The sequence below is a fragment of the Chitinophaga sp. genome (genome assembly GCF_035538455.1).
GTDB lineage: Bacteria > Bacteroidota > Bacteroidia > Chitinophagales > Chitinophagaceae > Chitinophaga.
Genome location: NZ_DATLKJ010000093.1, coordinates 63,283 through 80,566 on the forward strand (window position 1 = coordinate 63,283; position 17,284 = coordinate 80,566).

Annotated in this window: 15 protein-coding genes; 10 read left to right on the forward strand and 5 right to left on the reverse strand. The window is 47.3% G+C overall.

Annotation, left to right across the window (positions count from 1 at the left end; translation table 11 throughout):
• The first annotated feature begins 297 nt into the window (after positions 1-297).
• Positions 298-1,722, forward strand: coding sequence for an NAD(P)/FAD-dependent oxidoreductase (locus VM802_RS10870; RefSeq protein ID WP_325530244.1), 1,425 nt, complete (start codon positions 298-300; stop codon positions 1,720-1,722).
• Positions 1,723-2,011: 289 nt separating this feature from the next.
• The gene (locus tag VM802_RS10875) at positions 2,012-3,922 is read left to right on the forward strand and encodes an Ig-like domain-containing protein (RefSeq protein ID WP_325530246.1); all 1,911 of its coding nucleotides are present in this window, start codon (positions 2,012-2,014) and stop codon (positions 3,920-3,922) included.
• Between the two features lie 173 nt (positions 3,923-4,095).
• Here the strand turns inward: VM802_RS10875 and VM802_RS10880 are convergent, their stop codons facing one another.
• Positions 4,096-5,685, reverse strand: coding sequence for an FAD-dependent oxidoreductase (locus VM802_RS10880; RefSeq protein WP_325530248.1), 1,590 nt, complete (start codon positions 5,683-5,685; stop codon positions 4,096-4,098).
• A 176-nt stretch (positions 5,686-5,861) separates the two neighbouring features.
• Here VM802_RS10880 and VM802_RS10885 point away from each other — a divergent pair, with 176 nt between their 5' ends.
• Together VM802_RS10885 and VM802_RS10890 are read left to right on the forward strand one after the other, a co-directional pair.
• Positions 5,862-6,824, forward strand: a complete 963-nt coding sequence (locus VM802_RS10885; protein ID WP_325530250.1) for a helix-turn-helix transcriptional regulator — start codon at positions 5,862-5,864, stop codon at positions 6,822-6,824.
• 147 nt (positions 6,825-6,971) lie between these two features.
• Positions 6,972-8,708 carry a hybrid sensor histidine kinase/response regulator gene (locus tag VM802_RS10890; RefSeq protein WP_325530252.1) on the forward strand — a complete coding sequence of 579 codons (1,737 nt, stop codon included), beginning with the start codon at positions 6,972-6,974 and terminating at the stop codon, positions 8,706-8,708.
• Positions 8,709-8,794: 86 nt separating this feature from the next.
• Here the strand turns inward: VM802_RS10890 and VM802_RS10895 are convergent, their stop codons facing one another.
• Entirely contained in the window at positions 8,795-9,700 is a 906-nt protein-coding gene (locus VM802_RS10895; RefSeq protein WP_325530254.1) for an EndoS/ChiA family endoglycosidase, read from the reverse strand.
• Between the two features lie 207 nt (positions 9,701-9,907).
• Between VM802_RS10895 and VM802_RS10900 the strand changes: the two genes are divergently transcribed.
• Genes VM802_RS10900 through VM802_RS10910 form a run of 3 tightly spaced genes read left to right on the forward strand, consistent with a single transcriptional unit; the run spans position 9,908 to position 11,653 of the window.
• A complete protein-coding gene (locus VM802_RS10900) occupies positions 9,908-10,912 on the forward strand; it encodes a sensor histidine kinase (protein WP_325530256.1) in 1,005 nt (334 codons plus the stop codon).
• Positions 10,893-11,189 carry a LytR/AlgR family response regulator transcription factor gene (locus tag VM802_RS10905; protein WP_325530258.1) on the forward strand — a complete coding sequence of 99 codons (297 nt, stop codon included), beginning with the start codon at positions 10,893-10,895 and terminating at the stop codon, positions 11,187-11,189. The genes VM802_RS10900 and VM802_RS10905 overlap by 20 nt, the downstream gene beginning before the upstream one ends.
• Positions 11,174-11,653 carry a LytR/AlgR family response regulator transcription factor gene (locus VM802_RS10910; protein WP_325530260.1) on the forward strand — a complete coding sequence of 160 codons (480 nt, stop codon included), beginning with the start codon at positions 11,174-11,176 and terminating at the stop codon, positions 11,651-11,653. Before VM802_RS10905 ends, VM802_RS10910 begins: the two co-directional genes overlap by 16 nt.
• 74 nt (positions 11,654-11,727) lie before the next feature.
• On the opposite strand, the gene VM802_RS10915 is transcribed toward VM802_RS10910, so the two are convergent.
• The 3 genes from VM802_RS10915 to VM802_RS10925 all read right to left on the reverse strand — a co-directional run bounded on the left by VM802_RS10915 (position 11,728) and on the right by VM802_RS10925 (position 13,775).
• A complete protein-coding gene (locus VM802_RS10915) occupies positions 11,728-12,141 on the reverse strand; it encodes a DoxX family protein (protein ID WP_325530262.1) in 414 nt (137 codons plus the stop codon).
• Positions 12,142-12,336: 195 nt separating this feature from the next.
• Positions 12,337-12,792 carry a hypothetical protein gene (locus VM802_RS10920; RefSeq protein ID WP_325530264.1) on the reverse strand — a complete coding sequence of 152 codons (456 nt, stop codon included), beginning with the start codon at positions 12,790-12,792 and terminating at the stop codon, positions 12,337-12,339.
• 8 nt (positions 12,793-12,800) lie between these two features.
• Positions 12,801-13,775, reverse strand: coding sequence for a heme-binding domain-containing protein (locus VM802_RS10925; protein WP_325530266.1), 975 nt, complete (start codon positions 13,773-13,775; stop codon positions 12,801-12,803).
• A 260-nt stretch (positions 13,776-14,035) separates the two neighbouring features.
• Here VM802_RS10925 and VM802_RS10930 point away from each other — a divergent pair, with 260 nt between their 5' ends.
• The 3 genes from VM802_RS10930 (at position 14,036) to VM802_RS10940 (ending at position 17,284) form a co-directional block, all read left to right on the forward strand.
• Entirely contained in the window at positions 14,036-14,794 is a 759-nt protein-coding gene (locus VM802_RS10930) for a DUF1223 domain-containing protein (protein ID WP_325530268.1), read from the forward strand.
• A gap of 57 nt (positions 14,795-14,851) precedes the next feature.
• A complete protein-coding gene (locus VM802_RS10935; RefSeq protein ID WP_325530270.1) occupies positions 14,852-15,646 on the forward strand; it encodes a helix-turn-helix domain-containing protein in 795 nt (264 codons plus the stop codon).
• A 75-nt stretch (positions 15,647-15,721) separates the two neighbouring features.
• Positions 15,722-17,284 carry an FAD-dependent monooxygenase gene (locus VM802_RS10940; RefSeq protein WP_325530272.1) on the forward strand — a complete coding sequence of 521 codons (1,563 nt, stop codon included), beginning with the start codon at positions 15,722-15,724 and terminating at the stop codon, positions 17,282-17,284.

Below are 17,284 nucleotides of genomic sequence, written 5' to 3' on the forward strand. Positions count from 1 at the left end.
CCGGAGCAAGTTTTTAAGCCCGCAAAGTGGGAAGATTATAATATATTAATTCTGTATGGTCTCCTCACTTTGCGAGCTTAAAAACTTGCTCCGGTCTTCGCTTGTTTGCCTTTTTGCGCCTCTGCGGGAAAAAAAATACTTTTTGGTCATTCCCAATTTAATGTAATAGCTTTAGATTCAACATCCGGCAGTCTGACTTCATGGAATAATCTGAAATTACAACCGGCGTTTGAGTTAATGAAGTGATTTTCCTGCCAGGGCAATATACAAGCTGGAAATACCCCTAAATGCAGACTTATGAATAATGCAAAGCAAAACCAGTTGGCAGTTGTTATCGGAGGTAGTGTTGCCGGATTACTGATGGCCTGTGTGCTGGCCGATTTTTTCAAGGAAGTAATCATTCTTGAGAGAGACACTATCCCAGATGATGCACAACCCCGTAAGAAGGTTTCCCAGGAAAATCATTCTCACATATTATTGGACAAGGGCATCTCTGTTATTGAATCATTCTTTCCGGGAATCATAAAAGACTTACAGGCATCGGGGGCCAGTGTGGCGGATACGTCAAGGGATATCGCCTGGAATATACAGGGTGTATGGCAGGGGCGGTATACAAACGGGCATAAAGCGATATTGTCTTTGCGGCCATATTTTGATTTTACCATCAGGAAATATCTGCTGCAACGCCATAAAAATGTAATCATCAGAGACAAATGTACCGCAGCCGGTTTCCTGACTACTACAGATAAGACCAGGATCAACGGGGTAATCATGATTGATAAAGCAGGAAGGAGGGAGGAGATCACCGCGGATTTAACGGTAGACGCAGGCGGTAGGGGATCAAAAACTCCTGAATGGTTGAAGAACTTAGGTTATGATGCACCTGATACTGTAGAAATTGATCTGCAGCTGGGATACGCCAGCCGAAGGTATGAATGCCCTGATGATTTTCAGGAAGACTGGCAGTTTCTGGCGATATACCCGAAGTTTCCCGGCTCCTGGCGGGCAGGAACGCTTTCAAAAGTTCAGAACAAGCAGTGGATTGTTACCATGAGCGGCTACTTCGGAGATCATGCTCCTGTTGATGACGCCGGATTTCTGGCATTTGCGAAGTCCTTGCGCCATGATGCCATTTATAACCAGATTAAGGACAAGGTTCCTATAAGTGATACCCACGTGTTTAATACACAGAAATGCATAAGGAGACACTATGAGAAGATGACCGCTTTCCCGGATGGGCTTATTGTAACGGGAGATGCTGTTTGTGTATTGAATCCCATTTTCGGTCAGGGTATTTCTATTGCCGCGGGCGCGGCTGCTATATTGCAGCAATACCTCTCTGCTTCCACGGGGGGTGGGGACCGGTTAAAAGGATTATCAAAGAAGTTCCAGCGGAAGCTTGCGGCCTTTACAGATATTCCCTGGTTGGTAACCTCCACTATTGATCTGGGATACCCGCAAACAAAGGGGAAGCGTCCTTTTGGTGCGTCCATCGCTTTCTGGGTGGTAAAGAACGCGATTACATTAAGTGCTTCCAATGAACATGTGAGCCGGGACTTCCTGAAGATGATGCACCTGCAGGGAGGCTTGAATATCATGTTAAAGCCTTCGTTTGTTTTCCCGATTTTGTTTCATGGTATCAGAAACGGTTTTGCACGTTCGGGTAGTAAGCGTGCAGGAGATACCGTAGTGCAGAGAGAAAAGACAGGATCCCATACCTGACCTCTCCTTTCCAATAGCGGCCAAACTGTTAATGCGATGCATTATAAAAAGCTAACTTCGTCGAGTCCGGGCATATTAGAATAGTTTTACCCGGATAACAGACATAGCATATCTTATTTTATCTGGGGAGAATGGCTTTACTCTCCATTATCTCTTACATCTTCCTATAAGTCCGAAAAATAACAGTACAATTAACCCGAAATGACCAGGCCCAGTGAACCAATACAATGTATAGTCCTTTATTCCCTCGTTTTAATTATTTAATACTATTCATTAAACCCCTTTTCTTATGTGTATTCAATTCTACCCTTTCAAATGGACAATGTTGTTCATAGGAGTCCTCGTATGTATGTTATGCAGACCTTTACATGCACAGCAGATATATGCCAGCAGCCAAACTAATGGCACTACGGGAATTTGTCTCCTGTGTGGTGTTGTAAACCCAAACAATGCAGTAAATAACAGCAATCTTAATGATTATTCCTCTTTTGCCATTACCGCTGGTTTGCTGGGGGTGACGGTTTACCAGACCTTGATATTCCCCTCAGTAAGTAACAGCGGTTGCGACTCGCTGGTGATTGGAATTGGCAGCGGTGATGCCTTGTTGTCGGCCAATCTCTTTGGCGGAGTTACCATACAGACCTACAACGGTAATGCGGCCAATAATGATGTACGAACATTAGACAGCAGTGTGCTGCGGTTATTACAAAATAACACCCGTGCAGAAGCAATACTGCATCCCACCCGGCCCTTTGACCGGATTAAGGTGACATTAAACAGCGCCCTGCTTGGACTGTTGAACACTTTCCGTATTTATTATGCCTACCGAAACCCAGGTAAGCCAGCTGCACCTTCCTACACAGTGCCTGTTAATTCAGCTTGCGGCGACGTCTGGCTACCGATTACCAACCATTCAGCGAGAACAAATTATAACGTCCGCGTTATTTACAGGGACCTTTTTCTAGATGTTAGAAAAGACACCTCTTATACCGTAATTGATAATGATTCCGTATTAGTCAGGAATATCCTGCTTTTCACTTCCTCACCGATAGATGTTTATGTGCAGGCCGTTAATCCGTTCACAGGTTGCACTTCTGATTCCATTCATAAAGTTTTCACATTTGGCGGGAATGCTGAGAAGCCGGTAGTGGATAAAGATAGTTTGACGATCTGTTTAGGAAACAGTGCGACGTTGCATGCAGTAACCCCTACTTCAACGTTCCCCTCTAAACGATGGTATGATGCACCTGTTGGCGGTAACCTGCTGCACACTGGTGAATACTTTACAGTGAGCCCCTCACAAACAACTACTTATTATGCGGCGGCCGGCCTTATTTGTGAAAATCCGCAGAGAACCCATGTGACGGTCTTTGTTACGCGTTTGCCGGATCCATCTTATACAACGCCTACCGTCCCACTTTGTACCGATGCAACTATTCCCATATTAAATCATCAAAACGGCCTGAATTATCGTGTTTACGTACAATTCAGGACAGATGTGGACGTAAGGGACACGTCGTTCACGGTAGTCAATAATAACATGATTGTCGTACCTAATCCGCAGAGTTACGCTTTTGTAAATGCTTCGATTTATGTGCAAGCCATAAACCCGGTAACAGGTTGTGTCTCTGATACTGTACCGGGTAATTTTAGCTTCGGTGCTTTTGCGGTCTATCCGGAAGTAGACGCCGATAGTGTGGCTATATGCTTAGGAACCAGCGTAACATTGCATGCATTTTATTCACTTTCGAATTTACCCCAGATACGGTGGTATGATAGCCCTTCTGGCGGCACATTGTTGCATACGGGTAATTTCTTCTCCGTGAGTCCGGCAACGTCTACCACTTACTACGTGACTTCAGCCTTCACATGTGAGTATCCGCGGAGACGCCCTGTTAAGGTGGAAGTGCGCCCTTGCCCGTCGGGAAATCTGCAGACAAAAGAATCTATGACGAGCCGGTTGGATGTTAATAAATTGTCTATGTTCCCTAGTCCTACCAGTGGGCTTGTTTATATCAGAGATGGCCATGTTCCGGATGGTGCTGTTTTGAGCATATATGATCTACAGGGACGGCTTGTAAAGAGAGAGAGACTGCGAGGGAATTCCTTTAATATAAGCGGACCCTCAGGTATGTATATTGTGCGGATAGAAGCCAATGGCAAGTTAGTGACACAGGAAAAGATCCAGTTGCAGCAATAATATACGCTCAATAGAAATGCCGGTAGATTCTACCGGCATTTCTATTGTAGTGAAGGGACCCTCTGTGGGCAGATGAATGACAACCAGAGAATATTCAGGCGGAGAGCATCAGGCATTAGACGGCCGTTAGAGCCAGTCGAACGACCATTAGAAAATGATGAAATCTCCTATGACTATGCATCAATTCTACCCAAAATGAATTGCATCACATTCAACAGGTTGTCTGTTACAGATAATCTGGCCGCTACAAAATCATCGGGTCTGATAAGTAAGGCATCCTCATTTGTGGTGCCGGTGACTTGTTTCCATTTTTCCAGCGTACCGTTACCGGTTAATGTTATTAAGCGTATATCGATGGACAACCGCTGTCTCACTTCCTCGCATGCGGCCCGCCAGTTATTACTGCCGTTGGCGATTAAAACGAATTGCCCATTTATCCAGTCCAGCGAGGAGAGCGTCTGTTGTTCATCCAGCCAGATATGTGGAACCCGTGTTCCGGGTTCTCCTGCAAAGTAAGTGAATGGCAGATCAGTGTGTCTTTTCACTGCTGACGACTGATAGCCAAAATTGGGTAGTCCCATCAGTTCTGTGGCTTTGGTAAGCAGCAGTGTATCATTTACCAAACCATTCTTACCGGCCAGCTCGCCTGAGAGGGTAGCGTAGTAAGCGCCTACCGGCTGACGTTCTGTATCGTAGGTATCCAGTAAAGTATCAGTTGCCTGTTGTTTTAATACTGCCGCCAGTTTCCAGGCCAGATTCTGCGCATCCTGGATGCCTGTATTCGCACCTTTGCCGGCGTAGGGGGTCATAGTATGCGCCGCATCTCCGGCGAGAAAGATCCTGTTGATGCGTTGCCGACCGGCAATTCTCACGGTTAGCTGCCAGGGCAGCACTTTAAGAATAGTAATTTTTATGTCCGTTATACCCAGTATCCGGTGAAGGGTAGTCTTTAGTTTTTCTTCCGGATAGTCAGCCGCTGTTTCGCCATTTTCAGGATAGTAGCGTAAATGAAATGCCCATTTGTCATTGTTGTTAATGGTTAAGAGGAAACCGGTTATTTCAGGCGTTTCAATCAGCAACTGACTGAACGCCCGTCCTGTGACTAAAGATGCCAGATCGGCTTCAAAGTAGATGTTCAACAAATCTGTCCATGAACCATTGCCGGATGTGGGGATGTTTAACTGGTTTCTTACAAAACTATTGGCGCCATCCGCAGCCACCATATAATCTGCTGTAATCGTATATTCTTCTCTGGTCAGCCTGTTTTGCACCAAAGCTGTTACATCGTGCGGGTGTTGTTCAAAGGACAACAACTGATGATGGAAGCGAATGTCTGCACCCTGCTTTACGGCGTGCTCATACATGATGGCTTCGCTGATGTCTTGGGTACAACGGCATATGCTTTCGGGAGATTGCTGTGCGAATGCTTCCACTTCTTTATTGGAAGCTATCAGTTGAGCGGGAGACATGAGTTTGCCGGGATATGTTTGCAGGGCTTCCACCAATGTGCTGGCATGCAGGATGCCCCAGGCAGGCGCTAACGCTTTGCCGCCTTCGCGCAGCGCTGTGCTAAGTCTGAGCCCTCTGAATACTTCCATAGTCCTGACGTCAATGGTTCTGGACCGCGGATGAACGGATGTGCCGCCGCGCTTTTCTATCAAAATAAAATCAACGCCCTGTTGTGTCAGGAATAATGCCGCAGCCAGGCCAGTAATGCCACCACCGACTACAATAACCTGCGTCTTCCTATTATTCTTTTTCATTGCTGTTAAATAATTTTACACAAATTTCGACCGCCCGGCGCGGGATGCTGTGCATAAAACGGATTAAAGTGTACCATTACAGCAAAGAGATATCAGGTGGGAGGTACAATTTATGGGCAGTGATTTCGTCTACGATGATAGGCTCATAATAGAAACAGGTTAAAAGGAAAGATACTTTGAGAAAAGATAATACACAGAATGTCATCAATCTGTTACTTCAAAAGGTGGTGCCGTTTGAGCAGCAGACGCTTGAGAATGATCTTGCGGAACGGCGTATTACCCTTGAGATTTATCGCGGGAACGACTTCATCATTATGGATTCAAATACCGTAACTGACAGGGAAGTGCCTGCCTGGCAACATTACAATCAACCCGGGTGGGTGGAGTTCAGCTTTATGCTGAAGGGGAGTTTTTATCAATCTCAGGATGGTTTGTTTCATGACTATCTGTTGCCGGAAGGTAGTCACTACTTTTTGTTCAATCCCGATGCGGATGAAGAAAACAGGTTGGTGGGGAATGGGAGCTACAGGATTGTCAGTGTTTATATGCCGGTAGAGAGGACGTTGTATCTCTTTAATGAGTATTTGCCGGAGTTTGAATACGTTTCTGATAAACTGCAACGTTGTGAACCATTCTTCCACGAGGCGCCACACAAAGGACTTTCTTTGCATATATCCCGTATGATCCAACGTCTCTGGGATGCCCCGGCACCGGAGCGGCTGAGAAGTCTTTATTACGAGTCGCTGGTGAATGAACTGTTTTGCTGGCAGGGAGTATCCATGCTGGAGAAACCTGAGCGGACTTCAGGTATAAAGCTACGTGATACAGATATTGAAAGGCTGCATTATGCTACGCAGATATTGTCTGGTTCTCTACAGGAGCAGATCACATTGGAGACGCTGGCTAAAGCATGCCAGTTGAATGAATACAAATTAAAAGCGGGATTCAGGCAGGTGTTTGGCACTACTGTTTCTGATTACATCCGGGATTTGCGCATGAAAAAGGCGGAGGAACTGATCCGGGGAACAGATATGACGATGACAGAGATTGCTTACGATCTCGGCTATACGCATTCCCAACATTTTCAACGGGCGTTTAAACAGAAGTTTGGGATCACGCCTAACAGCTTGCGGGGGTGATTTCTGTCGGGCTGCAGCGTGTTTTTTTGTTTGAAAAATACGTATATTCAGGTTACATTTTCGAAATGCAACAGCTGTTAAATAACCGATCAGCATTACACTCAAAATAACACTCACGGGAAGTTCCTTTATTACCTAATCATATCTATGGACCATTTAACCATTACCCCTCGAATGAACCCCGGCTCTTTGCTGTCTCAGCTGGAGCGAGCCGGGACATCCCACCTGGAAGATGAAGACCATGTAAAACGTGTGATACTAGTGAACAGGGTCAGCCTGGGGATCAGTGCCTGTCTTCTGTTTATGACACCGATTGTACGATACTTTACAGGCTATGGAAATATTTTGGCAGCAGTGGTTATCGAATTTTGTATTAATAACCTGGTATTGGTCTTAAATCATTATGGCAAGTATAAAGCGGCAGGGCTGCTACTTTTTTTTCTGCAATGTGTGGCCGTAACCTACTTTGCTTTCCTGCTCGGCTCATTGCTCCAATTACATTTTATGGTTCTGTTCCTTATAGCGATGACCTATCTGATTTTCAGGGAAAAAGCATTGCGCAGAATCTGTCTGGCTGGTGCAATAATTACCATGGGACTATTGCAGGTCAACTATTTTTATGGGGATAGAATAAAAATAGACAATAATGTGGCATGTACCCTGCAAAGTTTGGCGATAGTAGGCGTTATCTTCTTAATACTTATAATCGCAAAACCAATTTATAAATATGCATGGGATGATAACATTGCGCTCAACAAATCCATCTATTCCAAAACCATGCTCTATAGTTTGGTTGTTCATGAATTGCGTAATGAGTTATTCGCAATAGAGCATATAACCGGCCAGTTCAAGCAAGAAATCAGTCGGGGACTAGATATTAAAAGTATTAATAACTTAATCAAAGAGCTACAGCAGTTAACTCAAACAGCCAATACTATTGTTAATACTGAGCTAGGTATGGCTAGTATAGAAGCTGGTAAAACAATAGATACTACCGAGGAGGTTGTAAACCTGAAAGATGTTTTAGGGAATTTGATGTCAAAATATACAATTATCGCGAAATCCGAAAATCTGGAGATAGATGTGAAAGTGGAAGAGAACCTGCCCCCAAGTATAAAGTTGGGTCTGCCCAGATTCCATAGCATCATCCGCAATCTAATGGGGAATGCTCTGAAATATTCATATCCCTATACTACAATTTTTGTTGAAGTTGGCGTTGGGATTGAGCAATTCTTTGTCCGGGTCTCCAATGCAGGGGATACAATTCCTGACTCGCTCCAAAAAACAATCTTCGAACCATTCACCACAGATAAAAAAAGAGGTATAGAAAGCACTGGCCTTGGCATGTTTATTTGCGCCAATGCTGTTCGCAGCCTGGGGGGGACTATCAGCGTGTTGAGCAAGGATCACAAGACATGTTTTACCGTAACTCTCCCATTGATTGAATGTCCGGAACCGGCCAAAGATCTGCAGGCCACCAGCTGGTCGCATACAGTGATTCCTAAGTATAAAATTCTGATTGCGGATGACGACCGTTTAAATCTTTCGCTTTTACAGATGACGCTGGAAGAAACGGGATGTACCGTAATTTGTGCCGCAAGTGGTGAAGAGGTGCTATCGGTGGTTCATAAAGAACAGCCGGATGTAATTATATTGGATTATATTATGCCAACTATGGACGGCATAGCAACCACAAAGCGACTGAAGGCAGATCCATCCGTCCGTAACATTCCGGTCATCATTGCAACCGGGATGGGATATGCAGAGACTCAAACGGCCGTCCTCGAAGCCGGAGCTGTTGGCCTGCTTACAAAGCCGTATTCCATGGAACAGTTAAGGGGGCTGCTGGAGAAGCTAATACCTCCCCCTGCTACTGAAGGATAAAAGCCGGATGAAATCAAATGATATGACGTTGTTATAAGCTTTATTAAGCATCCGGTGAAAATCAATTCACCAGATGCTTATTGGTTTTATTTTGATAACGCGCGAAATACTGTATTGGTATAACCGGAATCCAGGTTGGCCGCATATACCATTATACCGGCCTTTTTCCCACTGGCGGGTTGCCACTTTGCTGCGGCTGTATCATTAGCGAGGTTTTTGAAGTTGCTTTCTGCGGAAACACCTACCATCACTTTTGATACACCTATATAGTCTGACCATTGCGTGAATCGGGATACATAATTACCCCAGTATCCCATATCCTCTACAAAGTTGACGTATTTAGCGACGCTGGTGTCTTTACCAATGGCACCTCCTTCAGGCGCGCCGGAATATATGGCGGCGATGTATAGCTTTGAAGGGTTATTGGAAAGTGGTCCGAAATAACTGCCGAGTCCTTTCAGGAGAGAGCGGTAGCTGGCGTTATTCGTTGCGCCATGCTCGATGTCCAATGCGATACCATCGAGTTTCAGGGAGTCCAGTACATATCTTTTGGTTTGGGAAATGAACTGGGTATTGTTCAGCACACTGTTATCATACTTTGTGAAAGGCTTATTGGTACTCCATCCGGCATTATCGTCTACATTCATCAGTACTTTCACGCCTCTGTTTTGCAGTATCTTTACATCATACATCACAGCTCCATAGCTTTTGTAATACTGGTTGGCGAAGATGAGGTCATCCCCTTTGTATTTAGTGCTGTCAACAAAGCGCCACTCATGTGCTTCAAAGAGGACTACCACCGTAGCTTCACGTGCGAAATCAATCAGGCGCGGGCCGCCGTTATCGAACGCATAATATGCCACTTTGTAGGGCGGGCCTACGGACAATTCGGTTTTGGCGGGGTTGGGAGATGATTGCGGGCTCATAATCTGATCTTGCTTCTTGCAGGAGAAAAGGGCCAGCGTGGCGAGTAATAAAAATCTGGTCTTCATAACTTGTGGTTTGTGGTTATATGGTTAAAGGTGTGATAATATACCAGGTATCGGTACCTGGTGTTCTGTGTCTCTTATAAGTAAACAAATTCCTGATTTGGGGTGAATAGGCGAGCGATGCTCCAGGGAGGCAATTTACTAATCTGCTCAATAATCTGTTACTTTGCCTGACTTCAGCGTATTATGAATGAAAAACGGCCATCCGGATTGAAGATTTCACCAGCGATGATATGGATCAGTTCCATCCTATTGGGATTGCTCTCCTCCGTACCACAACTCGCGTCCCGCCACTTCAATGCTGCGGAGGCGGCGGTGAATGCCGCTATCACAGCCGCTTTTGCGCTACTTATGTGGTATTTCAATATTTATGTACTTGGCCGCCGCAGTCATCAGCCGCGCAGGCAAAGCATCTCTTACCGGCACCTGTTGGGCAGTTTGCTGTTCGGTCTTGTGGTGATGTTCATCCTCGCTTACATCCAGCAGCTGATCCTGTCGCATATCGATTTCGGACCTACGATGCTGATGGTGGAAGTAAGGGGTATCCTTATCAACCTGGTGTTCTATATGTTCCTCTATCTGCTGCAACAGAACCACGAGAATCAGCATGTAAACATGGAGCTGGAGCGTATCCGGACGGATCACCTCAGTGCGCAGTATGAACTGCTCAAGCAACAGGTGAACCCGCATTTCCTGTTTAACAGCCTCAATACGCTTAAAGCGATGGTGGAAAGTGGTGAACAGGAAGCGGTACCTTTTATTATCAAGCTATCTAACTTCTACCGATATACGCTGGAGAGCCGGAAGCTGGATCTGATACACGTCAGAGAAGAAATGGAGATACTGAGCGCTTACCTGTTCCTGCAAAAGGCCCGCTTTGAAGACGGGCTGATGTTTCACAATGAGCTGCCGCCTGCTGTGATGGAAACCTTGCTGCCGCCATTTACATTACAGCTACTGGTAGAGAATTGCATCAAGCATAATGTGGTATCGCTGGAGAAACCACTACACATCAGGTTGTATGAAGATGGTGGAAAGATCGTGGTGGAAAACCACGTACAGCGCAAGTCCGGGGAGGAAGATTCCCTTGGAGTAGGACTCGAAAATATAAGCATGCGCTACAGTCATCTGAGTGGCGGCGAGGTGGAGGTGCTGAACGGGCAACAATTATTTCAAATTAAATTACCGCTGATATATGAACATCATCATCGTTGAGGACGAACTGAAAACGGCGCAGTCTCTGGAACGTGCTATCCTGGCGCTGAAGCCTGCCTCTACGATCACAGGGCGTTACCAGAGCGTGGAACGTACCGTGAAGGCCCTCACCGAAGGGACCATGCCCGACCTTATTTTTATGGACATCCAGCTGGCAGACGGCCGCTGTTTCGAGATCTTCCAACAGGTAAAGGTGACGTGTCCGGTAGTTTTCTGTACAGCGTACGATGAATATACCCTGGAGGCATTCAAAAGTAACGGGTGGATTATATACTGAAGCCCTTCTCCCAGGAAGATATTGCTGAAGCGCTCCGCAAAGTGGACGAACTGAAGAATTTCTTTCAGCAGAAAGCTGCACCTGATCTCACCGATCTGCTGGCGAAGCTGATGCCACCATCTGGTAAGACCACTTTCCTGGTATTCCAGCATCAGAAGTACCGCACCATTAATATTGAGGATATTGCATTATTCTATATCAAGTACGATGCTACGTGGATACTCTGCTTCGATAAACAACAATACCCCATCAGTCAGTCGCTGGACCAGATTGCGCAGTCTGTATCACAGCAACAGTTCTATCGCCTGAACCGGCAAAACCTGGTGAACTTCAAGGCCATCAAGGAGGTGGAGCCTTACTTTCTGCGTAAGCTGCTGGTGAAGCTCGCGATAGAAACGCCGGAGAAGTTGCTTGTGAATAAAGAGAAGTCACATAATTTTCTCTCGTGGATGGAAGAACGCTGATGTAGCTATATATAATCGCATTAAAAAAGCCTGACAGTCTTTGTCAGGTTTTTTGTTATACATCCGTTTGCGGCTCAAATGCCTGCCAGCTGATGTTCGTGTGCAACCACTGTGAAGGTGGCAGGGTATAATTTCCGGAACATCGTATATGTCACACTCACAATGGTGAAGGCAATGATGGCATCTATTGTAGCGGGAAAGCCCAGTACGACGATCTTTGAGAAGAAGGCGAAAAGAATATCGAAGAAGATACCGGCAAATACCCATTCCTTCAGGCGGAGCAGTTTATCAGGTATCAGTAGTACTGCGATTCCCGCGAGCTTGAATACCCCAAGAATGTAAATGAAATGAGCAGGGTAACCCAGTTGCTGTGTGATCTCCCATACGATGGGATTGCGGGTCAGTTCGAAGAATCCGCTGGCGCCAAACCATAAAGATAAAAGAGATGCGCCGGTCCAGTAGATGATGCGTGTGGATTTCTGTGTCATAGTTAATACGTTTTCAGGTGATTGACGACACAAAGTTGCGGAATGGAAAGTGGCTATACCAGCTGCATTCCGGCGAAGCGGACATATCGGGGTTTCAACAGGACATCCGGCGTGCCGGGTATTAGTAGAAAAAGAAATGGTTCACATAAAAAATTCTATGTGAACCATTTCTTTTTCTGATACCTAACCCCTTTTTTATGGCATAATGGAAGGATGGTATTCAAGCAGGTACCGGATACGTTCTTCGCGGCTCAGGAGGCGGCCATTTACCGGTAGTACTTCGCCGCTTTCTACCTGGTAGTCCATTTGTGCGGGCGCATCGTCAGGTGATATTATACGCAGATGTTCTACACTTAGCAGTTCACCATTGACCTTGCTGCCGTACCATAATGGATTCTCGTGGTAGCGCCAGGTGACGAAGGTGTAAAGTTCGTTTGCCTGGTGAAGTCCATTGCCCGCGAGGGCCGTGTTATAGGCTGATGCGTTGCCGTAGAGGATGGACATGGTTTCCAGTTTCTTATTTACGGCATGGGTGATTACCCGCCGGGCGCCTGCATCATATACGATGCGGGTGTGCGTTTTGTCGGCTGCCTGGCGGCAGGCGGTTGTCATGATTGCTATGCTGAGTGTGGTAAGTATGATTGCTTTCATATTTGATATTATTTGGCAGGATTGAGTTTTAAAGGAACGTTGAACAGGAAGCCGGTTTCTTTGGCCAGCTGGCGATGACAGCTGATGCAGGAGATGGTGGCGAAGTTGACAGTTTTACCGGTGGGGGTAAGTGCTTCGCCGTTGAATTTGGCGAATCCCCAACCTTCGGTGTCCTGGTACCGGGCAGCATCTTTCACCATGAACTGTGCGTTGATGAATTTGCCGGGCCGTACTTCGCCGTATTGATTTTCGATCTGCTCCCATACTGCTTTTACAACGATGGCGCCGTCGGGCCAGGGATGAAAGTTCTCTTCCCGGATCGCTTTCACGGCAATGTCGTTGCCGTAGATCACGCGCATGGATTTATCGTAGAGGGTACTCATACTGATGACTTTCCAGGATTTGAATTCATCGGAGTAAACGATGCCGTTGGGAGATACGGGTGGGTTGTTCTTCGTGGTCTTTTTCTCTTTCCACTGGTCGTACGCCTGGGTGGCTGCCTTGATCGTGTTGCTGTCGGCCGGCTGACGATCGGTGATTGACAACACATAACCTTTGATGGTTTCTATTTCAGCGGGTGTTACGGTGGCGCCGGGGTGTACCCGCGTATATCGCGGCAGCGGCATTTTGCCAGACTTCACCATATTCAGTATCCCCCAGAACTTGCCTACTTGTTCCTTTTTAGAGAGGTGTCCCCATTCTGAGAAGTTCAATACTTCACGTGCGCGGGTAATGTCTTTATTTACCTGCCAGGATACAGGGGCTATCTTATTGTACCAGGGTAGTTCCTGGTTATTGGAATGGCAGTCGTAACAGGAGCGCTCAAATATTGCCATTACTTCTTTCGGCGCCTGGATCTCAGCTGTGACGGCCTTTGATTCCAGCGGTTCCTGTATACATTGTATTACGACCAGTGCAGCCACAGGGATCGCAGCGAGTTTCCAGGCGAGGTTTTTTTTGCGGGGATGGGTATTCGTGATCATGCGTATTGGTTTTGATCAAAGCTATCCAAGCGCGTGTGTCTGTCCTTGTATAAAGGAGGGGAGTCGGACAGAAATGGCCCCGAACCGGACAACGGGCAAGGTGAAAAAATAGCGGTGTCTTGCAGGAAAGATGTAATATAGATTGGGCATCCGGAATGTCCGGTTGAAGAAGCCGTTCGTCTGGTTCCCGCTATTCATGCTTCAAAGGCGGGGTGCGTTCCGGTAGTTTTGCGTATTGATCAAAAAATAAAAGCAGCCGTATGAAGACGATGAAGACAATATTCAAAAGTGTGGCGATAGTGAGCCTGTTTATCGGCACGGTGGCATTCCTGGCGCCGCATTCTGCCGGTAAAGTATCTGTGAACCGGCATGGAGGCAAAGGGTTCGCTGTGGTGGAGTTGTTTACTTCTGAGGGGTGCTCCAGTTGTCCGCCGGCGGATGAACTCATCAGCAGGTTGCAACAGGAAGATGTGGACAGCCAGCTGTATATACTGGCTTTTCACGTAGACTACTGGGATCACCAGGGATGGAAGGACCGCTTCAGTGACCATGCGTGGTCGCAGCGGCAGCAGCAATACGCCGCCTGGTTACGGGTGCGCACTATTTATACGCCACAACTGATCGTGAATGGGGAGCGTGAGCAAATAGGATCGGATGCAGGTCTGGTAGGTGCTGCCATCAACCAGGCGCTGGAGCAGCCTGTTTCCCGCAAGCTACAGCTGGAAGCGGATATCAAGGGACAACAACTCATTGTAACATCCAATCTGTCGCCTGTTCCGGGTACGGAATTGCTGGTTGCCCTGGTACAACGGGAGGCGCAGAGCCGGGTGGATGCCGGTGAGAATTCAGGACGAAAGCTGGCGCATGTGCAGATTGTACGGGATCTGAAAACGATTACCGGAAATGATGCGAGGTTCAGATTACCACGAGACTTTGCGCCGAAGAACTGGGAACTGATTGGCTTTGTACAGGATCAGCGGACCGGGAAGATTACCGACGCAGCAAGGGTAAGGTGGTGATGATGCAATACAGTAAAAGGTATATTTTTGTTCCGGGCAGTCCTAAAATTACCAGTTATGTTAGTCAAAATGCAGCACCAGGAATTTGAACCTCCGGAAGCGCTACGGGATATTATAAAGTGTTTCTGGCACAACAGGGGGGACTTCGGCGAAGAACAGCCGACTTTTAAAGTGTTACCTGATGGCTATGCTGAAATCATTTTCTATTTCGGGAGTATTGCTGCTGTTTCTCACAACGGCGACTTACAGCCATTGCCTTCCCCGTTTATAATGGGGCTGCTTAATCAGCCTGTTATTTTGAATGCGAAGAATCGTTTGGATATCATTGCTATCAGGTGTTATCCATGGACAGTGTTCGATTTGCTCGGGCTGCCATCCGGTAAAGATGAAGTGCATGTACTTACCCATCCTATTGTTCAGCTCCAGGCTACGCTGGAGAAGTATGTTCAGGCTGACAGGATAGATGAGGCGATAGATCAGGTAAAACAATATTTCCTGGATGTGCGGTCGCAGATAACTGTTGACAGCACGTTATTCAGGGCAGGTGTTGCGATGATGGAAGCGAACGGCACGATGCCGGTGAGTGAGATTGCGGCGGCGGCTTATGCGACGGTTCGTACACTGGAAAGGAAATTCAAGCAATCGTCAGGTTATACAGTTAAAGATGTATCCGGACTGATACGCTTTGAGCAGGCACGAAACCAGTTAGTGCTTTATCCTGATTCTAACCTTGCGGGTCTGGCGCTTGAGCTGGGGTATACTGATCAGGCGCATCTGAGCAGGGAGTTCAAACGCTACAGCGGCACTACGCCGGCTGCATTTGCGAGGAAAGCCAAAAAGGGGAGCAGGTAGCAGGCGACGATTTTGTCGTGTTTATACAAGCCTGCCTGCGGGGTATTGCTGAATTTTGTGTTCTCAATCATTCGTATGAAAGCAACATTAGAAAGCAAGCAACCCGGACAAAATCAATTTATCCATGATGTTATTATTTCCGGCGCGGGGCCTGTGGGCCTGTTTCTGGCCTGTGAACTGGCTCTCGCCGGATGTTCCGTCCTTATACTCGAAAAGACGGAAGACCCGCACTCACCACTGAAGCAACTGCCTTTCGGCATTCGCGGACTCTCGGCGCCTACTATTGAAACGTTTTACCGTCGCGGTTTGCTGGACGAACTGGAAGTACATAAGCGTCTTAAAAATCCTCATCTGAATGCGGTAAAGGGGCCGCGTCGTCAGGCCGGGCATTTCGCTGGTATTGTATTTCATGAGGACGATATTGACAGGTCACGGTGGCAATACCGTTTACCTGGTTCGCCGGATCTCAGTTTAATCTCTGAAATGGAGGAGCTTGAAACGGTGCTGACCCGTCGTGCTGAAGCATTGGGCGTAAAGATCATGCGCGGACATGCGATTACAGATTTTCACCGGACCGCTGACGGCGTGACTGCCTGGTCAGGTGACCAGTCCTTTCCCGGTAAATGGTTGGTGGGCTGTGATGGCGCCCGTAGTGTTGTCCGCAAGGCGGGCGGTTTTGAATTCGCCGGTACGGAGCCGGAATTTACCGGTTATACTACCCGGATTGATATGGCTGATCCGGAGAAGCTCAGGCCTGGCAGAGTCCTGACGCCCGGTGGTATGTATATGCAATCACAACCAGGTTATGTGGTGATACAGGATTTTGATGGCGGGGCTTTTCATAATGCCAATAAGCCTATTACGCTTGCGCATGTGCAGGAGGTATTGCGGCGTATCTCGAACACGGACGTTACGATCACTGCCCTGCATCTCGCTACTACCTGGACTGACCGGGCCCGGCAGGCCACCGCTTACCGCAACGGGCGTGTATTTTTAGCTGGCGATGCTGCACATATCCATTCGCCGCTCGGTGGCCAGGGGCTTAACCTTGGGCTGGGCGATGCTATGAACCTGGGTTGGAAGCTTGCGGCAGTTATCCAGGAGAAATCGCCTGAAGGCCTGCTGGATAGTTATCATGCCGAACGATACCCGATTGGCGTAGCTGTGCTGGATTGGTCACGCGCACAGGTGGCTGTCATGAGACCGGATACAGGCGACCGTGCACTGAATGCGATTGTCCGCGACCTGATCAATACGCGTGACGGCGCTACTTATTTTGCGGAGCGCGTGTGGGGTATTCACACCCATTACAACCTCGGTGACAGTCGTCCGCTGCCGGGCCGCAGCGTACCCGACTTTGAATTCGAAGACGGCAGGAGGATGGGTGAGTTCATGCGCGATGGCCTGGGGATATTGGTGGATTTTGATATGAATCCTTTACTTAAAGCGCTTGCGGATGAATATGGGGATAGGATCAGGTATGTTGAGGGCAACGTAAAGGACCGGTTAGGAGTAAGCGCCTTACTGATACGCCCTGATGGGATTGTTGCCTGGGCTTCAGATAACAACCCGGATTATAGTGAACTGCAACAGGCAGCAGCCCGCTGGTTTGCCTGCAATGCAGAGCCCAGCTATTGA

Excerpts from the sequence above, each read along its gene's own strand:
- VM802_RS10905 (WP_325530258.1), top strand. The coding sequence starts at position 10,893 with ATGAACATCATCATCGTTGAGGACGAACTGAAAACGGCGCAGTCTCTG.
- VM802_RS10930 (WP_325530268.1), top strand. The coding sequence starts at position 14,036 with ATGAAGACGATGAAGACAATATTCAAAAGTGTGGCGATAGTGAGCCTG.
- VM802_RS10890 (WP_325530252.1), top strand. The coding sequence starts at position 6,972 with ATGGACCATTTAACCATTACCCCTCGAATGAACCCCGGCTCTTTGCTG.
- VM802_RS10935 (WP_325530270.1), top strand. The coding sequence starts at position 14,852 with ATGTTAGTCAAAATGCAGCACCAGGAATTTGAACCTCCGGAAGCGCTA.
- VM802_RS10925 (WP_325530266.1), bottom strand. The coding sequence starts at position 13,775 with ATGATCACGAATACCCATCCCCGCAAAAAAAACCTCGCCTGGAAACTC.
- VM802_RS10895 (WP_325530254.1), bottom strand. The coding sequence starts at position 9,700 with ATGAAGACCAGATTTTTATTACTCGCCACGCTGGCCCTTTTCTCCTGC.
- VM802_RS10875 (WP_325530246.1), top strand. The coding sequence starts at position 2,012 with ATGTGTATTCAATTCTACCCTTTCAAATGGACAATGTTGTTCATAGGA.
- VM802_RS10940 (WP_325530272.1), top strand. The coding sequence starts at position 15,722 with ATGAAAGCAACATTAGAAAGCAAGCAACCCGGACAAAATCAATTTATC.
- VM802_RS10870 (WP_325530244.1), top strand. The coding sequence starts at position 298 with ATGAATAATGCAAAGCAAAACCAGTTGGCAGTTGTTATCGGAGGTAGT.
- VM802_RS10920 (WP_325530264.1), bottom strand. The coding sequence starts at position 12,792 with ATGAAAGCAATCATACTTACCACACTCAGCATAGCAATCATGACAACC.
- VM802_RS10915 (WP_325530262.1), bottom strand. The coding sequence starts at position 12,141 with ATGACACAGAAATCCACACGCATCATCTACTGGACCGGCGCATCTCTT.
- VM802_RS10880 (WP_325530248.1), bottom strand. The coding sequence starts at position 5,685 with ATGAAAAAGAATAATAGGAAGACGCAGGTTATTGTAGTCGGTGGTGGC.